Below are 16,044 nucleotides of genomic sequence, written 5' to 3'. Positions count from 1 at the left end.
TCGCGCCGCAGATGCGGCGCTGCTGGACTCCTGTGACAGGCACAGGAATGAGGGCGGTAGGGTAATCCCGGCACGTCTTCGGCAACGGTGGTGACGCGTGACCCGCTTCCATGAGAGCGCCGCCGGTTACCGTCGTCACGCCCATGCAGCCACGATCTCTGCGGCTGCGTCCCCTACACCCTCATCTCTGTGCCTGTCACAGAGACCCAGCCGCCGCGCGTCGGCGCGGCAGGAGATGCCGAGCCAGCGCACACAGGCGCTTTGGTTTGCCGACGCATCCCCCGCGCCGCAGATGTGGCGCGAGGAGGGTCCAAAACAAGCGCCGGGTTGAGGGCGGTGAGGCTGTGGTCGTCGCGGAGAACCGCTACTTCACCACCACATGGCGCTTCTTGCCGAGCGAGAGCCGCCGCGGGCGCCCGTCGACGGTCAGCAGTCCGTCGCCATCCTCGGCGACCTCACCGTCGATGCGGACGCCGCGGCCTGAGATCGCCCGCCGCGCTTCGCTCTTCGATGCCGCCAGCCCGGCCCGGACGAGCAGGTCGATCAGCATCACGCCGGCAGTGCGCTCGGCGTCGTCGAGTTCGACGGTCGGCAAGCCCGCGGCGGCTTCGCCTCGCCCGAAAGCCTGCCGCGCCGTTTGCTGTGCATGATCGGCCGCTTGCCGCCCATGCACCAGTGCCGTCGCCTCGTTGGCAAGCCGCTCCTTCACCGCATTCAGTTCCGCACCCTCGGCGCGACCGAGCCTTTCGATCTCGTCGATCGGCAGTTCGGTGAAGAGTTTGAGGAAGCGCACCACGTCGGCATCCTCGGCGTTGCGCCAGAACTGCCAGTAGTCGTAGGGCGACAGGCGGTCTTCGTTGACCCAGACCGCGCCGGCCGCCGTCTTGCCCATCTTGACGCCCGAGGCGGTGGTCAGGAGCGGCGTGGTCATGCCGAAGACTTCCGCGCCCTCGATCCGGCGCAAGAGATCGACGCCGCCGACGATATTGCCCCACTGGTCGCCCCCGCCGAGCTGCAGCCGGCAGCCGGTGCGGCGGAACAGTTCGAGGAAATCGACCGCCTGCAGGATCATGTAGTTGAACTCAAGGAAGCTCAGGTTCTCCTGCTGCTCCAGCCGCGTTTTCACGCTGTCGAAGGAGAGCATGCGGTTGACGGAGAAATGCTTGCCGACATCCCGGAGCATGTCGATCCAGGCCATCCGGTCCAGCCAGTCGGCATTGTTGACCATGACAGCATCGGTCGGGCCGTCGCCGAAGGTCAGCAGCCGCTCGAACACTTTCCTTATGCCGGCGACATTGGCCGCGATTTCCTCCTCCGACAGCATCGGCCTTGCTGCCGAGCGAAAACTCGGATCACCGATGCGCGTGGTGCCGCCGCCGATCAGCACGATCGGCTTGTGACCGGCCTGCTGCATCCGCCGCAGCGCCATGATCGGCATGAGATGGCCGACATGCAAACTGTCCGCCGTCGCATCGAAACCGGCATAGACCGGCACGACGCCGGCCGCAAAGGCGCCGTCGACGCCCGCAAGATCGGTCACCTGGTTGATATAACCGCGCTCGACCAGCGTCCGTGTGATCGCGGAGCGTGGCTCAAAGGCATCGGTGGGAATGTCGGAATGGGTCATCGGTACTCTCCATGGCTATGCCGCCAGGGAGCACTGAACAAAACAAAGCCGCCTGACGGCGGCTTGTTTCAAGACATGATCGAAACGCGCCGCTCCCTATGGAGACGTCGCATAATAGTTGGCAGCGATGAGCGCGGTCTTGATCATGCGGGAGGTTGTAGCGGGGAATGGGGGAGGCGGCAAGGGCGTGTCGCCGTTGGAAGTTCTTCAGCGGCAAACCCGACTCGGGCAAGTACAATCACTCCAGATCGAACCAAGCTTGCCAGCCGGCACCGCCAACTGCCGCCCCTCGCCTCGGGATGTCTATATTCGCTCGCGTGCTCTCGTATTGGTGAGAATACGGCCAACCTAAGCTAGGCAGCAGCTAGTCAGGGACCTCAAGTTGCACTTCCAGGCACCATCGACAAATGTTTCCAAAGTGACTTGTGTATTGTCATTCTTTCCGCATCGTTTAGCGTCGTGTTTCCCCTAAATACCCAACGATTTCTATGGTTTACTTTTCCCATATTGTTCTTGACGACGAAGTCATTTCCAAGAACACCGATACGATAAAGATCGGAAAGTGTCCTACTTATATCTCTCTTGTTGAATAATTCATTTATCTCTATATCATTCTTGTACTTTATGGTTGCTCTCTGTTCAATGTCGTTTCTTCTAAAATGAGTACTGAAACCCAGGAAGAACCTTTGGAGGGCGGCAATTTGTTCTGGCCGGTAAGAGGCTAACAGCTCCTCTGTAATTTCAAGCCATGTTTGCCTAGAATACTCCAAGGACGTTTGGTCAAAGTGGGCTGTTGTAAATGAATCGGATTCATTGTTGTAGTCCCGCGCAACTCGGAGCAATCTAACGATGTCCCGTGGTCTGTAGTAGGATGAATTGAGTATAAATTTAAAATAGTCTTGGTTGTTGATTTTTTCTGGGAAGAATTTATTCCAGACATCGTCTACCTCCGTTTCTGACGAAACGGCTATCTTCCGAGCTACAATCTTCAAAAGAGGATGCTCTGGGCCGTCGGTTGAGGACGACCAGTCTAATCGATCGCCGTAGTCATCAACGTCACGACCGATTTCATGCCCAAGCTCCAAAACTGAATGAAGAACCTCAGTTCTGAGGGATGAAATGAGGAATATACGCCTGCCATATTCTGCAGATTCGGCGTTTATGTGAGAGATTGCATATATTAAGTCTCTAATGATTCTTCGGTCTCGATTGAATTGTTCTTGAGTTTGATAAAATAGCTCAAGTTCATCAAAGAATACATATAAATTCTGGCGTTGTTCTAGGTTCTTCAGTATCTCAGAACATGCCCTGTTTATATCAGAAAGTGACGCCTTTCCTGTGTCTCCCGAACTTGATACTATCTCCACGCCGAGTTCAAGTGCTATTCCAAGCGCGTCTCCCGAGAATTTAAGCGTTCCTGACGAAAGTTTGGAGAACATTGCTCCGATTGCGCCACCAATTTTGTTCTCAGTTAATCCGGTTAATTTGTATAATTTTATAGAAAGCGCGTCATTATAACCAGTATCTCTTAATTTTGCTGCTATCTTTTGATACAAGAACCATTTCCAAGGTTCCTTGAAGTCTTGAATGAATGCAGACACATAATTCACGCTTACTATTTGATACCCTGCGCTTGCAGAAAGTTTTTGCCTGTCTTCCTCGGTTACGTGTGTCTTGAACAGTATTAGCTCGGAATGATCTCCTTCTCTGGTTACTTTGTCATGTAAATACCTTAGAAGAGCAGTCTTCCTTGTGCCTTTCAGCCCAAGTATAAAATACCTCTCTCCATTTAAGTACTTTTCAATATCTATTCTTTCAGGAATTGAGTATGAATCGAAGAACGTTCTGTCTCCGGTTCTGGAGTTCTTAAGGATTTCGTTCTTGGCGTCTACGTCGCCAAAATTGATGCTTTTTAGAGTCAACTGATTCCCCACCAAATTCTGTTTCGTGAGATGCAATTTAAGATGCATCTCAGATTTGGCAATCCCCTTCTGATTGCGATGTTGGCCCTTAATGTTCCGTTCTCTACCGCCCCGGGCGCCCGGTCTTCCCCTTCGTCCGACCCTTCTGCCGCTTTTGGTCTGCCGAGTCCTCATACGACCCGACACCCGGTTTCGCCCGCGTCAGGATCGGTTTTTCCGGCACATGGCCGATGACCGGCTTCTCGGTGCGGCCGACGGTCATTTCGTCGAGGGTGTTCCGGCGGAACAGCGATTTGTCCGCACCGGCGGGAGTGGCGACGTCGCGGCCCATTTCGTCGAGGTCGGGTTTGCGGAACAGTGGGGTTTCCGTGTCGGTGCCCGGACCCATGTCGTCGAGGGAGGGTTTCTGGAAGTAGGTTTCGGATGAGGAGGGCTTACCCCCCTCTGTTCTGCCGGACATCTCCCCCACAGGGGGGGAGATTGCGCTGGGCTCGCCCTTGCCGGAGCGCTTGCCGCCCTGGGTGCCGCGTCCACCCTCCTGCGACCGTGCCTCTTCCCGCGCCATCGGGTCGTCCATCGCGGCGAGTTCGGCGGCCTTGAGGCGTTTGATCTCGTCGCGCAGGCGCGCGGCCTTTTCGAAATCGAGATCGGCGGCGGCGTCGCGCATCTGTTTTTCAAGCGCGTTGAGGTGTGCCTGCAGGTTGTTGCCGACGAGGTGGCCGCCGTCGGCGAAACCCTTGCCGGCGACGCCTGATATGTCGGCGCGGACGTGGTCCTTCTCGTAAACCGAGTCGAGGATGTCGGAGATCTTTGCCTTCACCGATTCCGGCGTGATGCCGTTGGCCTCGTTATAAGCCATCTGCTTTTCGCGGCGGCGGCTGGTTTCGTCCATGGCGCGCTGCATGGAGCCGGTGATCTGGTCGGCATAGAGGATGACCTTGCCGTCGACGTTACGGGCGGCGCGGCCGATGGTCTGGACCAGCGAGGTCTCGGAGCGCAGGAAGCCTTCCTTGTCGGCGTCGAGAATGGCGACGAAGCCGCATTCGGGGATGTCGAGGCCTTCGCGCAGAAGATTGATGCCGACGAGCACGTCGAAAGCACCCAGACGCAGGTCGCGGATGATCTCGATGCGCTCCAGCGTGTCGATGTCGGAGTGCATGTAGCGCACGCGAATGCCCTGTTCGTGCAGGTATTCGGTGAGGTCCTCGGCCATGCGCTTGGTGAGCACGGTGACGAGCGTGCGGTAGCCGGCGGCGGCCGTCTCGCGGATTTCGCCGAGCACGTCGTCGACCTGGGTTTTCGCCGAGCGCACTTCCACCGGCGGGTCGATCAGGCCGGTCGGGCGGATGACCTGTTCGGCAAAGACGCCGCCGGACTGTTCCAGTTCCCAGGAACCGGGCGTCGCCGAGACGGCGATCGTGTCCGGGCGCATCGCGTCCCATTCCTCGAAGCGCAAGGGACGGTTGTCCATGCAGGAGGGCAGGCGGAATCCGTATTCGGCCAGCGTCGCCTTGCGGCGGAAGTCGCCGCGATACATGCCGCCGATCTGGCTGACGGAGACGTGGCTCTCGTCGATGAACAGCAGCGCGTTGTCGGGGATGTATTCGAACAGCGTCGGCGGCGGCTCGCCGGGATTGCGGCCGGTCAAGTAGCGCGAATAGTTCTCGATGCCGGCACAGGAGCCGGTCGCCTCCAGCATCTCGATGTCGTAGCGGGTGCGCTGCTCCAGCCGCTGGGCTTCGAGCAGGCGGCCGCCTTTTTCCAGCTCGGCGAGGCGGTGCACCAGCTCTTCCTTGATCGCCTTGATGGCGCCGTTCAGCGTCGGGCGCGGCGTCACATAGTGCGAGTTGGCGTAGATTTTTACCGACTTCAGGTCGCCGGTCTTCTGGCCGGTCAAGGGGTCGAATTCGGTGATGGCGTCGATCTCGTCGCCGAACATGGAGATGCGCCATGCCGCATCTTCCAGGTGGGCCGGGAAGATCTCGATGGTATCCCCGCGCACGCGAAAAGAGCCGCGCTGGAAGTCCATGTCGCGGCGCTTGTACTGCTGCGCCACCAGGTCGGCGAGCAGCTGGCGCTGGTCGAGCCGGTCGCCGACGCTCATCTGGAAGGTCATGGCGGTATAGGTCTCGACCGAGCCGATACCGTAGATGCACGAGACCGAGGCGACGATGATGCAGTCGTCGCGCTCGAGCAGCGAGCGGGTGGCCGAGTGGCGCATACGGTCGATCTGCTCGTTGATCGAGGATTCCTTCTCGATGAAGGTATCCGAGCGCGGCACATAGGCTTCCGGCTGGTAGTAGTCGTAGTAGGAGACGAAGTACTCGACCGCGTTGTCCGGGAAGAAGTTCTTGAACTCGGAATAGAGCTGGGCGGCGAGCGTCTTGTTCGGCGCGAGGATGACGGCGGGGCGCTGCGTCGCCTCGATCACCTTGGCCATGGTGAAGGTCTTGCCCGAGCCGGTGACGCCGAGCAGCACCTGGCTGCGCTCGCCGGAGTTCAGGCCCTCGACCAGATCGGCGATCGCCGTTGGCTGGTCGCCGGCCGGCTGGTAGTCCGACGCCATGCGGATTTCGACGCCGCCCTCGGATTTCGGCGGCCGGGCAGGGCGATGCGGCGTCCAGAGCTTGCCGTCCTTGAACAGCGGGTTGCCGCTCTCGATCAGCGCCGAAAGCGCCTCGACGGTGGCGGTGACGCCCGAGGTGGAGGTCAGCTTGGCGGCGTCTTCCAGCGAGACGTCGAGGCCGGCCACCGGATTGAGGCCGGCGGCGGCGCGGGTCTTCGGGTCGGTCGAACCGCCCATGGAGGTGCCGCGCGCCGACTTGCTGCCGACGATCTCGACCTTGCCCTTTTTGCCCGCCTTCTTCGGCTGCGCCTCATCATCGGCGCCCGCTGCCTTGCGCGCCGCCTTGGAGGCGGCGATCTCCACCGTCTTGCGGTGCTTGCCGGCCTTGGAGGCGATCTGGCGCTGGGTTTCGAAGGCCGAGGCTTCCGCGTCCGCCTCAAGCTGCTTCACCCAGTCGGAAACATTGCCGGATAGAGGCGTGCCTGACAAAGGCGCCTGCGGCGCTTCTTCGAAACCGGACGGGGTGGAGGGCTTCGGCGGGGCATTCTTCGGAGCTTTGGTCATGGCGGGGAATATGGAGAGAGTCCGGCCGAAAGTGAAGAGGCGAGGGAGTACAAAAGGGCAACATTTCGCCCCGGTTGCCGAAGTCGATTCCGGCGCCGTTTGCGCCTTGAATCGCGGGCTTCAACCGAGACGGGTCGGATTGCTGTCGCATTGTAACCCTTACGGTTGCGGGCCTGACGCAGCGTTACCCCGATTGGGCGAGAAGACAGCCAAGCCTGCCGCGTGATAACAATAGTTCTTTGGAGGGTGCCATGTTCTGCTTGCGTGGTGCCGCACTTGGGCTTTGTGCCGTGGTCCTTGGTCCGATGTCCCTGTTTGCCACCGAACCGGTCGGCAAGGCAGTGGAGATCCGGACAGCGGTCAACGGTGCGCGGGGTGCGATTGCGGTCAGAGACCCTGTCTACAAGAACGAACGGATATCGACATCGAAGTCCGGGCTCGGGCAGTTCGTCTTTGAGGACGGCACCAAGCTTGCCGTCGGCTGGGGGTCTTCCGTCGTCATCGACAAGTTCGTCTATGACGACAAGAAGTCGGTGAAGAAGCTGACCATCATGGCCGCCAAGGGCACGTTCCGCTGGATCAGCGGCAAATCCGGCCATTCCGCCTATGAAATCGTTACGCCGGCCGGCACCATCGGGGTGCGCGGCACCGCCTTCGACTTCTTTGTCGGCCCGGATGGCACCACCGCTGTGGTGCTGCTCAGCGGCGCGGCGGATTTCTGCGGTCCAGGCGGCTGCCGGCAGCTGACGCAGCGCTGCGATTGCGTTGTCGCCAAGCCTGGCCGGAGGGCCACCGAACCGAAACGGGTAAGCCGCACGACGTTGAAATCCCTGGGCAATGCCCAGGCGCTGCCGTTCCTCTCCGGAGGTCAACGCCTGTCCGGAGCGATCGGCTGGGTGGGCGGCGGTTGCGGGCTGCGCGCGGCGCAGTTCGAGGGCACCACCCGTACCATCCCAGAGCAACCGGCTCGCGTTGAAGAAAAGCCGCGTGAAGAGAAGCCGCCGCCGGAAGAAAAGCCCCGGGATCCGGGCCCGCAGCCGGAGAACCCCGGCGATCCCGGACCGCAGCCCCAGAACCCGGGCGATCCCGGCCCGCAGCCGCAAAACCCGGGTGATCCCGGGCCGCAGCCGCAAAACCCGGGTGATCCCGGGCCGCAGCCGAACAACCCCGGCGACCCAGGGCCGCAAGACGGCGGTGGCGGCGATCAACCGAGCCAGGATCAGGGGACGCAGGATCAGGCCCCAAGCCACGATTGAAGGGGCGGCGAAGGCTTTGCTGGCGCGCGCCTGATCTCAAAGCCGAGCCGGTGCGCCTTGCCGCCTTCCTCTGGCGAGCTGTGTTTCTTGAAAACTGCACTGAATCAGTAGGCTGCGGTCGCTTCCGCATGTGCTCTGTGAGGTGGCTTTCGGCTGCCGTGGGCAAGATCATTCGGCAGGACGCTTGGTATTCTCGTCGGTGGTCTGCGCGAAATGGTCGGCGCGGCGGCCGATCCGGGCGTAGAAACCGGCGAGTGCCGGCGTCAGCGCCGCTGCCTTCAGCTTGGCGGCGTTGACGATGCTGCGGCTGGTCTGCGTCCGAGCGCCGAGTGCGGCGACCAGCCGATCGTGCAGGCCGCGCAGATCCGCGAAGGCGGGCGAGGCAGCGAGGTTTTCGTCGCCGGCGACGGCATAGACCCGCGTTCGCGTCGTCTTGCCCTTGAGCCCGAGGGAGCCGGCGTCGAGCATGGCATGGTCCGGCAGAGCCTGGGCGGTCGCCTCGGACACCAGAATGTCGATGTTGACGTCCTTGCAGGCCGCTTCGATGCGCGCGGCGATGTTCACGGTGTCGCCGACGGCGGAATAGTTGAACCGCGTCTCGGCGCCCATGTTGCCGACGCAGGCAAGCCCGGTATGGATGCCGATGCCGATGCGCACTTCCTGATCGGCGCCGAAGCCGAAGGCATTGTCGGCGTTCAGCCGCGCTAGCGTCTCGCGCATGCCAAGCGCTGCACGCACTGCCTTTTGCGGATGGTTGGCGACGTCGACCGGCGCATTCCAGAAGGCCATGATCGAATCGCCGATGAACTTGTCGAGCGTGCCCTCGTTGGCCAGCACATGCCGGCTCAGCGCATCGAGCAGCGTGTTGAGAAAGGCGACGACCTCGGTCGGCGTCATGCGCTCGCTCATTTCGGTGAAGCTGCGCACGTCGACGAACATCACGGTGAGCTCGCGATCGTCGCCGCCGAGGCTGAGGGCATTGCGGGTATGCTCGATGCGGTAGAGCAGCGACGGCGAGAGATAGCGGCCGAAGGCCTGCCGCACCTCGCGGCGTTCGCGATCGGTCACCAGGAAGCGGTAGGCAGTGGCCGCGAAATGGGTGATCGAGGCCGCGAGGATCGGCGCCAGCGGATCGAAAAGCCGTCCGCCATAGTAGAAGGCGATCCAGGAGGCGACGAGCGCCAGCGCCGTCACTGCCATGCCGCAGACGAGTGCGACCACGGGGCTGACGAAGGTGGTGAGCAGCACCAGCAGCGTTCCGGCGAGCGCGATCGAGAGGATTTCGAGCCCGTTCGCCCAATCCGGGCGCGAAAGATAGCGACCCGACAGGATCTGCTCGACGATCTGCGCGTGGATCGAAACACCGGGCACGTTCTGGCCGAGCGCGGTGGTGCGCACATCCTGCAGTCCGGCCGCCGAAGTGCCGATAAAGACGATGCTGCCTTCGATGCCGGCGCGGATATCCGGCGAAGGCTCGCCGTCAGCGAGAATGCGGCGCGCCGAGATATAGCGTTCCGTCGTGTCCGGTGTGACATAGAGCCAGACCTCGCCGGTCGACATCAGCGGTACGACGAAGTCGCCGATCTTGACGGCGGTCAGCGTGTTGGCGACGTCTGGTGCGGCCGCCAGGACATAAGTCGAAGCACCCTGGGCCACCCGCAGGGCCTCCATGGCCAGGCTCGGATAGAACTGCTGGCCGTCGCTCAGGAACAGCGGGGCGGTGCGCACCACCGCCGAGGACGAGCCGGGATTGAGGCTGATGTGGCCGAGGCCGGCGGCATTGGCCTCGAGCTGCGGCCTGAGCGGCGTCGCGGCCCGCAGGCGCGGCGGCGCTTCGTTGGCGCTTTCGCCGGTCAGGGCAAAGCCGGCCTTGACCGGCGGCAGGTAGCTGCCCTCGTTGGTCAGGCCGAAGCCGAGAACCACGGGCTTGTCGCGGATCGCCTCGGCGAAGATCTCGTCATTGTCCGGCAGGGCGGCAAGGAAGGAGGGATCGACGCCGCCGACATCGCGCACGACCGTGCGCGGCGACAATCTGTCCGGCTCGGCAAAGAGCACGTCGAAGGCGATCGCGGCCGCACCCATCTCGCTCAAGCGGTCGGTCAGCTTCGCCAGCCGATCGCGCGGCCAGGGCCATTGGCCGAGCTCGCGCAGCGACGCCTCGTCGATGTCGATAATCTTGACCGGCATGGGCTCGAAGCGGCGCGGCGCAATGCGCTGGTATTCGTCGAAGGTGACGTCGCGCGCCTGGCGCAGCAACTGCGGATCCTGGGCGCGCAGAATGGTGAAGAACGCCACCACCGTCATGCCGATCAGAACCCCGAACAGTTGCGATCGTGTCATGGCGGCCTACGGAACCATGGGCAGGCCCGCCTTGACGAGCCCGTCGTTGAAATGCGCGTGGTCGGCAGGATCGACATAGGCGGTAAAGAAGCGCCAGTAGCGCGGCACGTCGTTCGGTGCGTTGGCGATCGCTTCCGGAAGAAGCTTGCGCGCCTCATCGATGCGGTCGAGCTGGCCGAGACAGGTGATCAGCATCACCAGGTTGAAATAGGTGCGGCGCAAGAGCAGCGCCCGTTCGGCGCAGCGCAGGGCTTCGTCGTAGTTGCCGAGATGGTAGTGGGCGAGCGCCATGCGGTTGAGGAAGAGATAGGTAAGCGGATCGTGCGGGCTCAGCCGCAGCGCCTTGTGCAGCGGGTCCAGCGCCTCGGCGAAGCGGCCGATATAGATGCGCGCCCAGCCGAGCGCCATGTGGGCGAGCGCGAAGTTGGAGTTGATGTCGATCGCCTGTTGCGCTTCCTCGACCGCGGCGTGCGGCCGCTGGGCCGCGAAGTTGGCGAGACACATGACATAGTGACAATAGGGGTCGTGATCGTCGATCACCACCGCGCGCGCGGCCTCCGCCTGCAGCTCGGCGCTGTCGCGGTCGATGTCCTTGCTGAAGCCGAAGAAGCAGCGGGCAAAGAGCGAGCGGGCGAGCATCATGTGCGCGCGGCCGAATTCCGGATCGAGGGCGATGGCGCGGCGCTGCCATTCGATCGCCTCGTCGAAATGCGCGGCGGAATCCTGCGCATTGTGCAGCAGGGTGCCGCGCATGTGGCATTCATAGGCGCCGAGATTGTCGGTTCCCCGCAATTGCGCGCGCCGGTTTTCGCCGATCAGGATCTCCGGCTCGATTGCCGCGACCACATGCTGGGTGATTTCGTCCTGAATGGCGAAGAGGTCGGCGAATTCACGCTCGTAGCGCTGTGCCCAGAGGTGGTTGCCGGTCTCGGCCTCGATCAGCTGGCCGGTAACGCGCACGCGGGAGCCGGACCGGCGCACGCTGCCTTCGACGATGTAGCGCACGCCGAGATCCCGGCCGATCTGTTTGACGTCGACGGCGCGGCCCTTGTAGGCGAAGGAGGAGTTGCGCGCGATGACGAAGAACCAGCGGTAAAGCGACAGTGCGGTGATGATGTCCTCAGTCAGTCCGTCGGCGAAGAAATCCTGCTCGGGATCGCCGGACATGTTGACGAAGGGCAGCACCGCAATCGATGGCTTGTCGGGCAGGGAAAGCGGCATGCCGGGCAAGTCGCCGCCCGCGGGGTTCTCGCGCCACTCGACGCGGTGGACCAGGACCGGACGCGGTATGTTCTTCAGCGCGCGCTCGCCGAGGCGCTGCATCGGAAACTCGAGCTTGCCTTCGATCTGGTCGTGGAGCGCGCCGGAAATGCAGATGTCGTTCGGCTGCGCCACCTGCTGGAGCCGGGCGGCGACATTGACCCCGTCGCCGAGCAAATTGCCGCCGTCGACAACCACGTCGCCGAGATTGAGGCCGATGCGGAACTCCATGCGCCTTTCTGGCGGTAGGTCGGCATTGCGGCGCTGAAGGGTTCGCTGGATGGCGACCGCCGCCCGCACGGCCTGCACGGCGCTCTGGAATTCCGCGACCAGGCTGTCGCCGGCCGCGCCGAAGACGCGGCCCCCGTGCTCCGCAGCAAGGCCGGAAATCGTCTCGCAGTAGGTGGCCAGGGTCGCAAGCGTGCCTTCCTCGTCGGTCGCGACAAGGCGACTGTAACCAGCGACATCGGCAGCAAGGATCACGGCGAGCTTCCGTTCCAAGGCGGCGGGCCCCTCCTGCGGCATCTGGTCAGAAGGAAATTAAGCGTAACTTAAATTAGAAAGTCCGAGAAGCGTAAATCGCCCTGATCGGGCCTGAAGACGCTGCACAATGCGTAAAAATGCTCCGCGCGGCTTCTACGCGAGATTGTACTCGCCGGTGCTTCCGCGGAGTGATGCCGAGGCCTATCGGGCAATTCGGCTAGACGGCCTGCTGAAGCATCCTGAAGCCTTCGGTTCATCCTACGAGGATGAGGCCAGCCGGCCGATCGAGGTCACAGCGGAACGGCTTGATAGCGGCTTCGTCCTCGGCGCCTTCGATAGCGATGAAAAGCTCATGGGTGTTGCTGGCCTCGCGATCCAGACGGCGACAAAGGCAAAGCACAAGGGGACCCTCTGGGGCATGTACGTCTTGCCGGAGGCACGAGGAACCGGGCTATCGCGTTTGCTCGTCGGCGGGATTATCGCCGAAGCGCGGGGCAAGGTGGAGCGGCTGTTGCTGACAGTCGTCTCGTCGAACGCCGCTGCCCTCAGCCTCTACCGGAAGGCGGGATTTGTCGAATACGGCCTGGAACAGCGCGCGCTGCGGGTCGACGATGCCTATTTCGACGAGATGTTGATGGCGTTGTCGCTTTAAGCGGCGTGGCGGTCAGCCAGGGAACACGCAGCGGGGTCGACGCGGCGCTGTGCAGCGGTAGGATGGCGCCACCATGCCGCTGATTCGACCCACACGCGAAAGCGACCTTTCTCTTCTGCCCGCCATCGAGCGCTCCTCCGGCGAGGTGTTCCGCACCGTCCCCGAGCTTGCCTGGATTGCCGATGACGACGTGCAATCGGCAGAAGCTCATCGCGAATTCCTGCGCACCGGACTATCGGTGGTAATGGTCGACGCCTCCGATCGGCCGATCGCTTTTCTTTGCGCTACGGTTGCTGACGATGCCATGCACATCTGGCAGCTTGCCGTCGAGGCGGAACGTCAGGGGCAGGGGCTTGGGCGCACGCTGATGCTGGCGGCAATCGCGCATGCGCGCGTGACGTCATGCGCCGCCGTCACGCTGACGACGTTCCGCGATCTTGCCTGGAACGAGCACTTCTATCGCAAGCTCGGCTTTGTGACGCTCGATGCGGGCGAACTCGATCCGCGTCTTGCCGAAATCCTTGCCAACGAGGCTGCGCACGGGCTGCCGGCAGAGCGGCGCTGTGCCATGCGGCTGAAGCTCGCTTGAGGGCGCAAGCCAGCATTCCGGAAAGCCGGCGCTGAAAGAAGCTCGCTCGGGCGCGGTTGTGGCCGCGCTACCGTCTGATGGCGACCACCTGGCCGCGTGCGAACTGCGATACCCTGACGCCGCCGGACTGGTTGCCGCCGATCAGCTGGGCCGTCGATTTCGACAGCATGGACAGGATGCCGACGTGATAGCCGCGGCCGGTGCGCACGACGACGACGTCGCCGGGACGGGCATAGGAGAGCTTCACGGGCGCGCCAAAACGCAGCCAGGAACGGGCGATGCCGAAGCTCTGCGGCGGACTGCGCCCGGCCTTGCGGGCGACCATGCCCATGAAATGGCCGCACCAGGGGGTGCGGGCCGGGTTGATGCCGAGCGCTGCACGAAGGGTCTTGTTGTTCTTGACCTCGTGCAGGCCCTTGTATTGCTGCGCCTGGGCAAGCATGCCCGCATTGGCGAAATCAGGTGTCAGTAGCGCGACATAGGCAGCCGCAAGAAACGCCAGGACCTTCATGGTCAGGTCTCCTTGACAAGTTGCTTGGTGCGAACGGTCGGGGCGGCCTGGCAATCGCCGGCATGGCACCCGGTTGCTCAACGGTTTCCAATGTTGGGCGGGGAGATATCAGCGGACGCGCGCGTGCAGGCGTTGAAAAACGCCGCATCGGGCACGTCGGCGAACCGCGGCAAAACGCGGAGCCAGCTTCACGGCAACTGCCGTTTCGAAGTGTGGTATTCCCCTGTCTGCCCCGTCGGGCAGCAAAGCTTCATTCACCATGCGCCGGTGCAAAATTGTGGCAAAACCCGTAAAATATTAGGGCAGGGATTGCTAATCGCCGAAATAGCTGATGCGAAACGGCGATTCGCCGCGTCAGACATCAAAAAAATAGTGGGTCGGTGCCTTCCAAGGCAGGTCTTTACGCCGGAGAAGCGGCGGCACTTGCGCGCCTACGGGGCGGCGGCGCATCGTCTCAGCGTGATTCGCACGCCGAGGTTCTTCATGTCGTTCACCCTTTCTCCGGTCTATCTCTGGCCCGTTCTTCTGCTCCTGATCTCCAACGTCTTCATGACCTTTGCCTGGTACGGGCACCTGAAGTACACGTCGTCGCCGCTTTACATGGCGATCGTCGCCAGCTGGGGCATTGCCTTCTTCGAATATTGCCTGGCGGTGCCGGCAAACCGCATCGGCCACCAGGTCTATTCGGCGGCCCAGTTGAAGACGATGCAGGAGGTGATCACGCTGATCGTCTTTGCAGCCTTCTCCGTCTTCTGGCTGAAGGAGTCGATCGGCTGGAACCATCTGGTCGGCTTCGCGCTGATCGCGGCCGGTGCTTCCTTCATCTTCAAGGGCTGACGCACCCCCAACGGACGCAAAGAAAAAGGCAGGGCGTAAACCCTGCCTTTTCAGCGAAAAGCGGTTTGTCGTCGGCGTTGCGGTAACTACATCACCGCCGCCACGGCCGGGGCCAGATGCGGCCAGACCTCGACTGCGCCGCGATAGATCATGTCGAGCGCGACATAGAGGATGATCACGAGACCGATATAGGCGATCCAGTGATAGCGGTTGAGCAGCCGGGCGATAAAGCCGGCGGCGATGCCCATCATGGCGATCGAAAGCGCAAGGCCGATTACCAGGATCGTCGGATGTTCGCGGGCAGCGCCGGCAACAGCGAGCACGTTGTCGAGCGACATCGAGACGTCGGCGACGACGATCTGGATGGCCGCCTGCATGAAGGTTTTCCTGGGCGCCTCGGAGCCTTGGCCGCTTTCGCCCGCAGCGTTTGCTGCCTGCTGTTCGCGAATTTCGCGCCACATCTTCCAGCAGACCCAAAGCAGCAGGATGCCGCCGGCGAGCAGCAGGCCGATGATTTCGAGCAGTTGCACCGTGACGCTGGCGAGCGCGATGCGCAGAACCGTGGCGGCGATGATGCCGACGAGAATGACCTTCTTGCGTTGGTCCGTCGGCAGGCCAGCGGCGGCAAGACCAATCACGACGGCGTTGTCGCCGGCGAGAACGAGGTCAATGACGATGACTTGAAGAAGCGCCGCCAGGCCGGCAGCGGTAAAGATTTCCATGATGCAACAGTCCCCCGACCTGCATATGCGAGATATAGATATGACTAACGGATAAAGCACTGCCGTGCCGCTGGATCAAGACCACTGGACGGAAATCCTCAACGACGGCCCTGCCGCGTCTCAATCGAGAAGATCGAAAGCCCGGTACATCCAGACGAGCTGGTAGGCGACGGCTGCGACGACGAAGACCGCGTGAAAGCGGCGGTTCGGGGTCCAGGCGGCGGCAATGCAGAGCAGGATGTAGGCGGCGTTGCGCGCCGGGTACTCAAAGCCGTAGGACGCGAAATAGGCCTTTCCCTTCAACGCGGTGTCGACGAGATCGACGGCAAAGGCAAGCGCCAGGGCACCAAAGAACCAGACCCGGCGCGACATGAAATAGTGTTCGTAGTCGCTGTAGTCGTCGAGCGTCGTTGGAAACAGCATGACGCAGAGAAAGAAGAAGACGCAGCAATAGAGGACGACGAAGAGGTAGACGCTGACATCGATCACCGCCAGCGAATGCAGGTGGAACTCCCACCACCAGAAGTGCACGAGGAAGACGAACATGAACAGGACCCAGCCGAGGTGGATCCAGTAGACGCGCGTCTTGCCGGGATGCTGGACGAAGAGTGCAATGCCGCTCAAGAGCCGAGCGAGGCTCAGGCTGACGATCATGCCCATGACGACGCGGATATGCGAGAAGATCTCCGGGTCGGTATGGGCAGGCTCCATGCGC

General features: G+C 62.2%; 12 protein-coding genes. 4 read left to right on the top strand and 8 right to left on the bottom strand.

The window, feature by feature from the left end:
* Positions 1-364: 364 nt before the first annotated feature.
* The 3 genes from tyrS to uvrB all read right to left on the bottom strand — a co-directional run bounded on the left by tyrS (position 365) and on the right by uvrB (position 6,679).
* Complete coding sequence (gene tyrS, locus BLU15_RS01015; protein ID WP_090293947.1) at positions 365-1,627, bottom strand: tyrosine--tRNA ligase; 1,263 nt, start codon at positions 1,625-1,627, stop codon at positions 365-367.
* A 377-nt stretch (positions 1,628-2,004) separates the two neighbouring features.
* Positions 2,005-3,549, bottom strand: coding sequence for a P-loop ATPase, Sll1717 family (locus BLU15_RS01010; RefSeq protein WP_143034189.1), 1,545 nt, complete (start codon positions 3,547-3,549; stop codon positions 2,005-2,007).
* A 103-nt stretch (positions 3,550-3,652) separates the two neighbouring features.
* The gene (gene uvrB, locus BLU15_RS01005; RefSeq protein ID WP_090293943.1) at positions 3,653-6,679 is read right to left on the bottom strand and encodes an excinuclease ABC subunit UvrB; all 3,027 of its coding nucleotides are present in this window, start codon (positions 6,677-6,679) and stop codon (positions 3,653-3,655) included.
* Between the two features lie 251 nt (positions 6,680-6,930).
* Here uvrB and BLU15_RS01000 point away from each other — a divergent pair, with 251 nt between their 5' ends.
* A complete protein-coding gene (locus BLU15_RS01000; RefSeq protein ID WP_090293942.1) occupies positions 6,931-7,935 on the top strand; it encodes a FecR domain-containing protein in 1,005 nt (334 codons plus the stop codon).
* A gap of 168 nt (positions 7,936-8,103) precedes the next feature.
* Here the strand turns inward: BLU15_RS01000 and BLU15_RS00995 are convergent, their stop codons facing one another.
* Positions 8,104-10,275, bottom strand: coding sequence for a CHASE2 domain-containing protein (locus BLU15_RS00995; protein WP_060584971.1), 2,172 nt, complete (start codon positions 10,273-10,275; stop codon positions 8,104-8,106).
* A 6-nt stretch (positions 10,276-10,281) separates the two neighbouring features.
* Positions 10,282-12,036, bottom strand: a complete 1,755-nt coding sequence (locus tag BLU15_RS00990; RefSeq protein ID WP_090293940.1) for an adenylate/guanylate cyclase domain-containing protein — start codon at positions 12,034-12,036, stop codon at positions 10,282-10,284.
* A gap of 109 nt (positions 12,037-12,145) precedes the next feature.
* Here BLU15_RS00990 and BLU15_RS00985 point away from each other — a divergent pair, with 109 nt between their 5' ends.
* Both BLU15_RS00985 and BLU15_RS00980 read left to right on the top strand, forming a co-directional pair.
* Positions 12,146-12,670, top strand: a complete 525-nt coding sequence (locus tag BLU15_RS00985; RefSeq protein ID WP_090293938.1) for a GNAT family N-acetyltransferase — start codon at positions 12,146-12,148, stop codon at positions 12,668-12,670.
* Positions 12,671-12,743: 73 nt separating this feature from the next.
* Positions 12,744-13,259 carry a GNAT family N-acetyltransferase gene (locus BLU15_RS00980; protein ID WP_090293937.1) on the top strand — a complete coding sequence of 172 codons (516 nt, stop codon included), beginning with the start codon at positions 12,744-12,746 and terminating at the stop codon, positions 13,257-13,259.
* Positions 13,260-13,326: 67 nt separating this feature from the next.
* Here the strand turns inward: BLU15_RS00980 and BLU15_RS00975 are convergent, their stop codons facing one another.
* Entirely contained in the window at positions 13,327-13,770 is a 444-nt protein-coding gene (locus BLU15_RS00975; RefSeq protein WP_034795245.1) for a TIGR02594 family protein, read from the bottom strand.
* 483 nt (positions 13,771-14,253) lie between these two features.
* On the opposite strand from BLU15_RS00975, the gene BLU15_RS00970 reads away from it, so the two are divergent.
* Positions 14,254-14,607: a DMT family protein gene (locus tag BLU15_RS00970; RefSeq protein WP_090294423.1), complete on the top strand. Its 354-nt coding sequence runs from the start codon at positions 14,254-14,256 to the stop codon at positions 14,605-14,607.
* Between the two features lie 86 nt (positions 14,608-14,693).
* Here the strand turns inward: BLU15_RS00970 and BLU15_RS00965 are convergent, their stop codons facing one another.
* Together BLU15_RS00965 and BLU15_RS00960 are read right to left on the bottom strand one after the other, a co-directional pair.
* Positions 14,694-15,329 carry a TerC family protein gene (locus tag BLU15_RS00965; RefSeq protein WP_034795244.1) on the bottom strand — a complete coding sequence of 212 codons (636 nt, stop codon included), beginning with the start codon at positions 15,327-15,329 and terminating at the stop codon, positions 14,694-14,696.
* 120 nt (positions 15,330-15,449) lie between these two features.
* Positions 15,450-16,040, bottom strand: coding sequence for a hypothetical protein (locus BLU15_RS00960; RefSeq protein WP_162731911.1), 591 nt, complete (start codon positions 16,038-16,040; stop codon positions 15,450-15,452).
* Positions 16,041-16,044: the final 4 nt, after the last annotated feature.

Source organism: Ensifer sp. YR511, from assembly GCF_900103045.1.
GTDB classification, from domain to species: Bacteria; Pseudomonadota; Alphaproteobacteria; order Rhizobiales; family Rhizobiaceae; genus Ensifer; species Ensifer adhaerens.
Note: the sequence above shows the minus strand (reverse complement) of the source record. Positions and strands in the feature narration are given on the sequence as shown.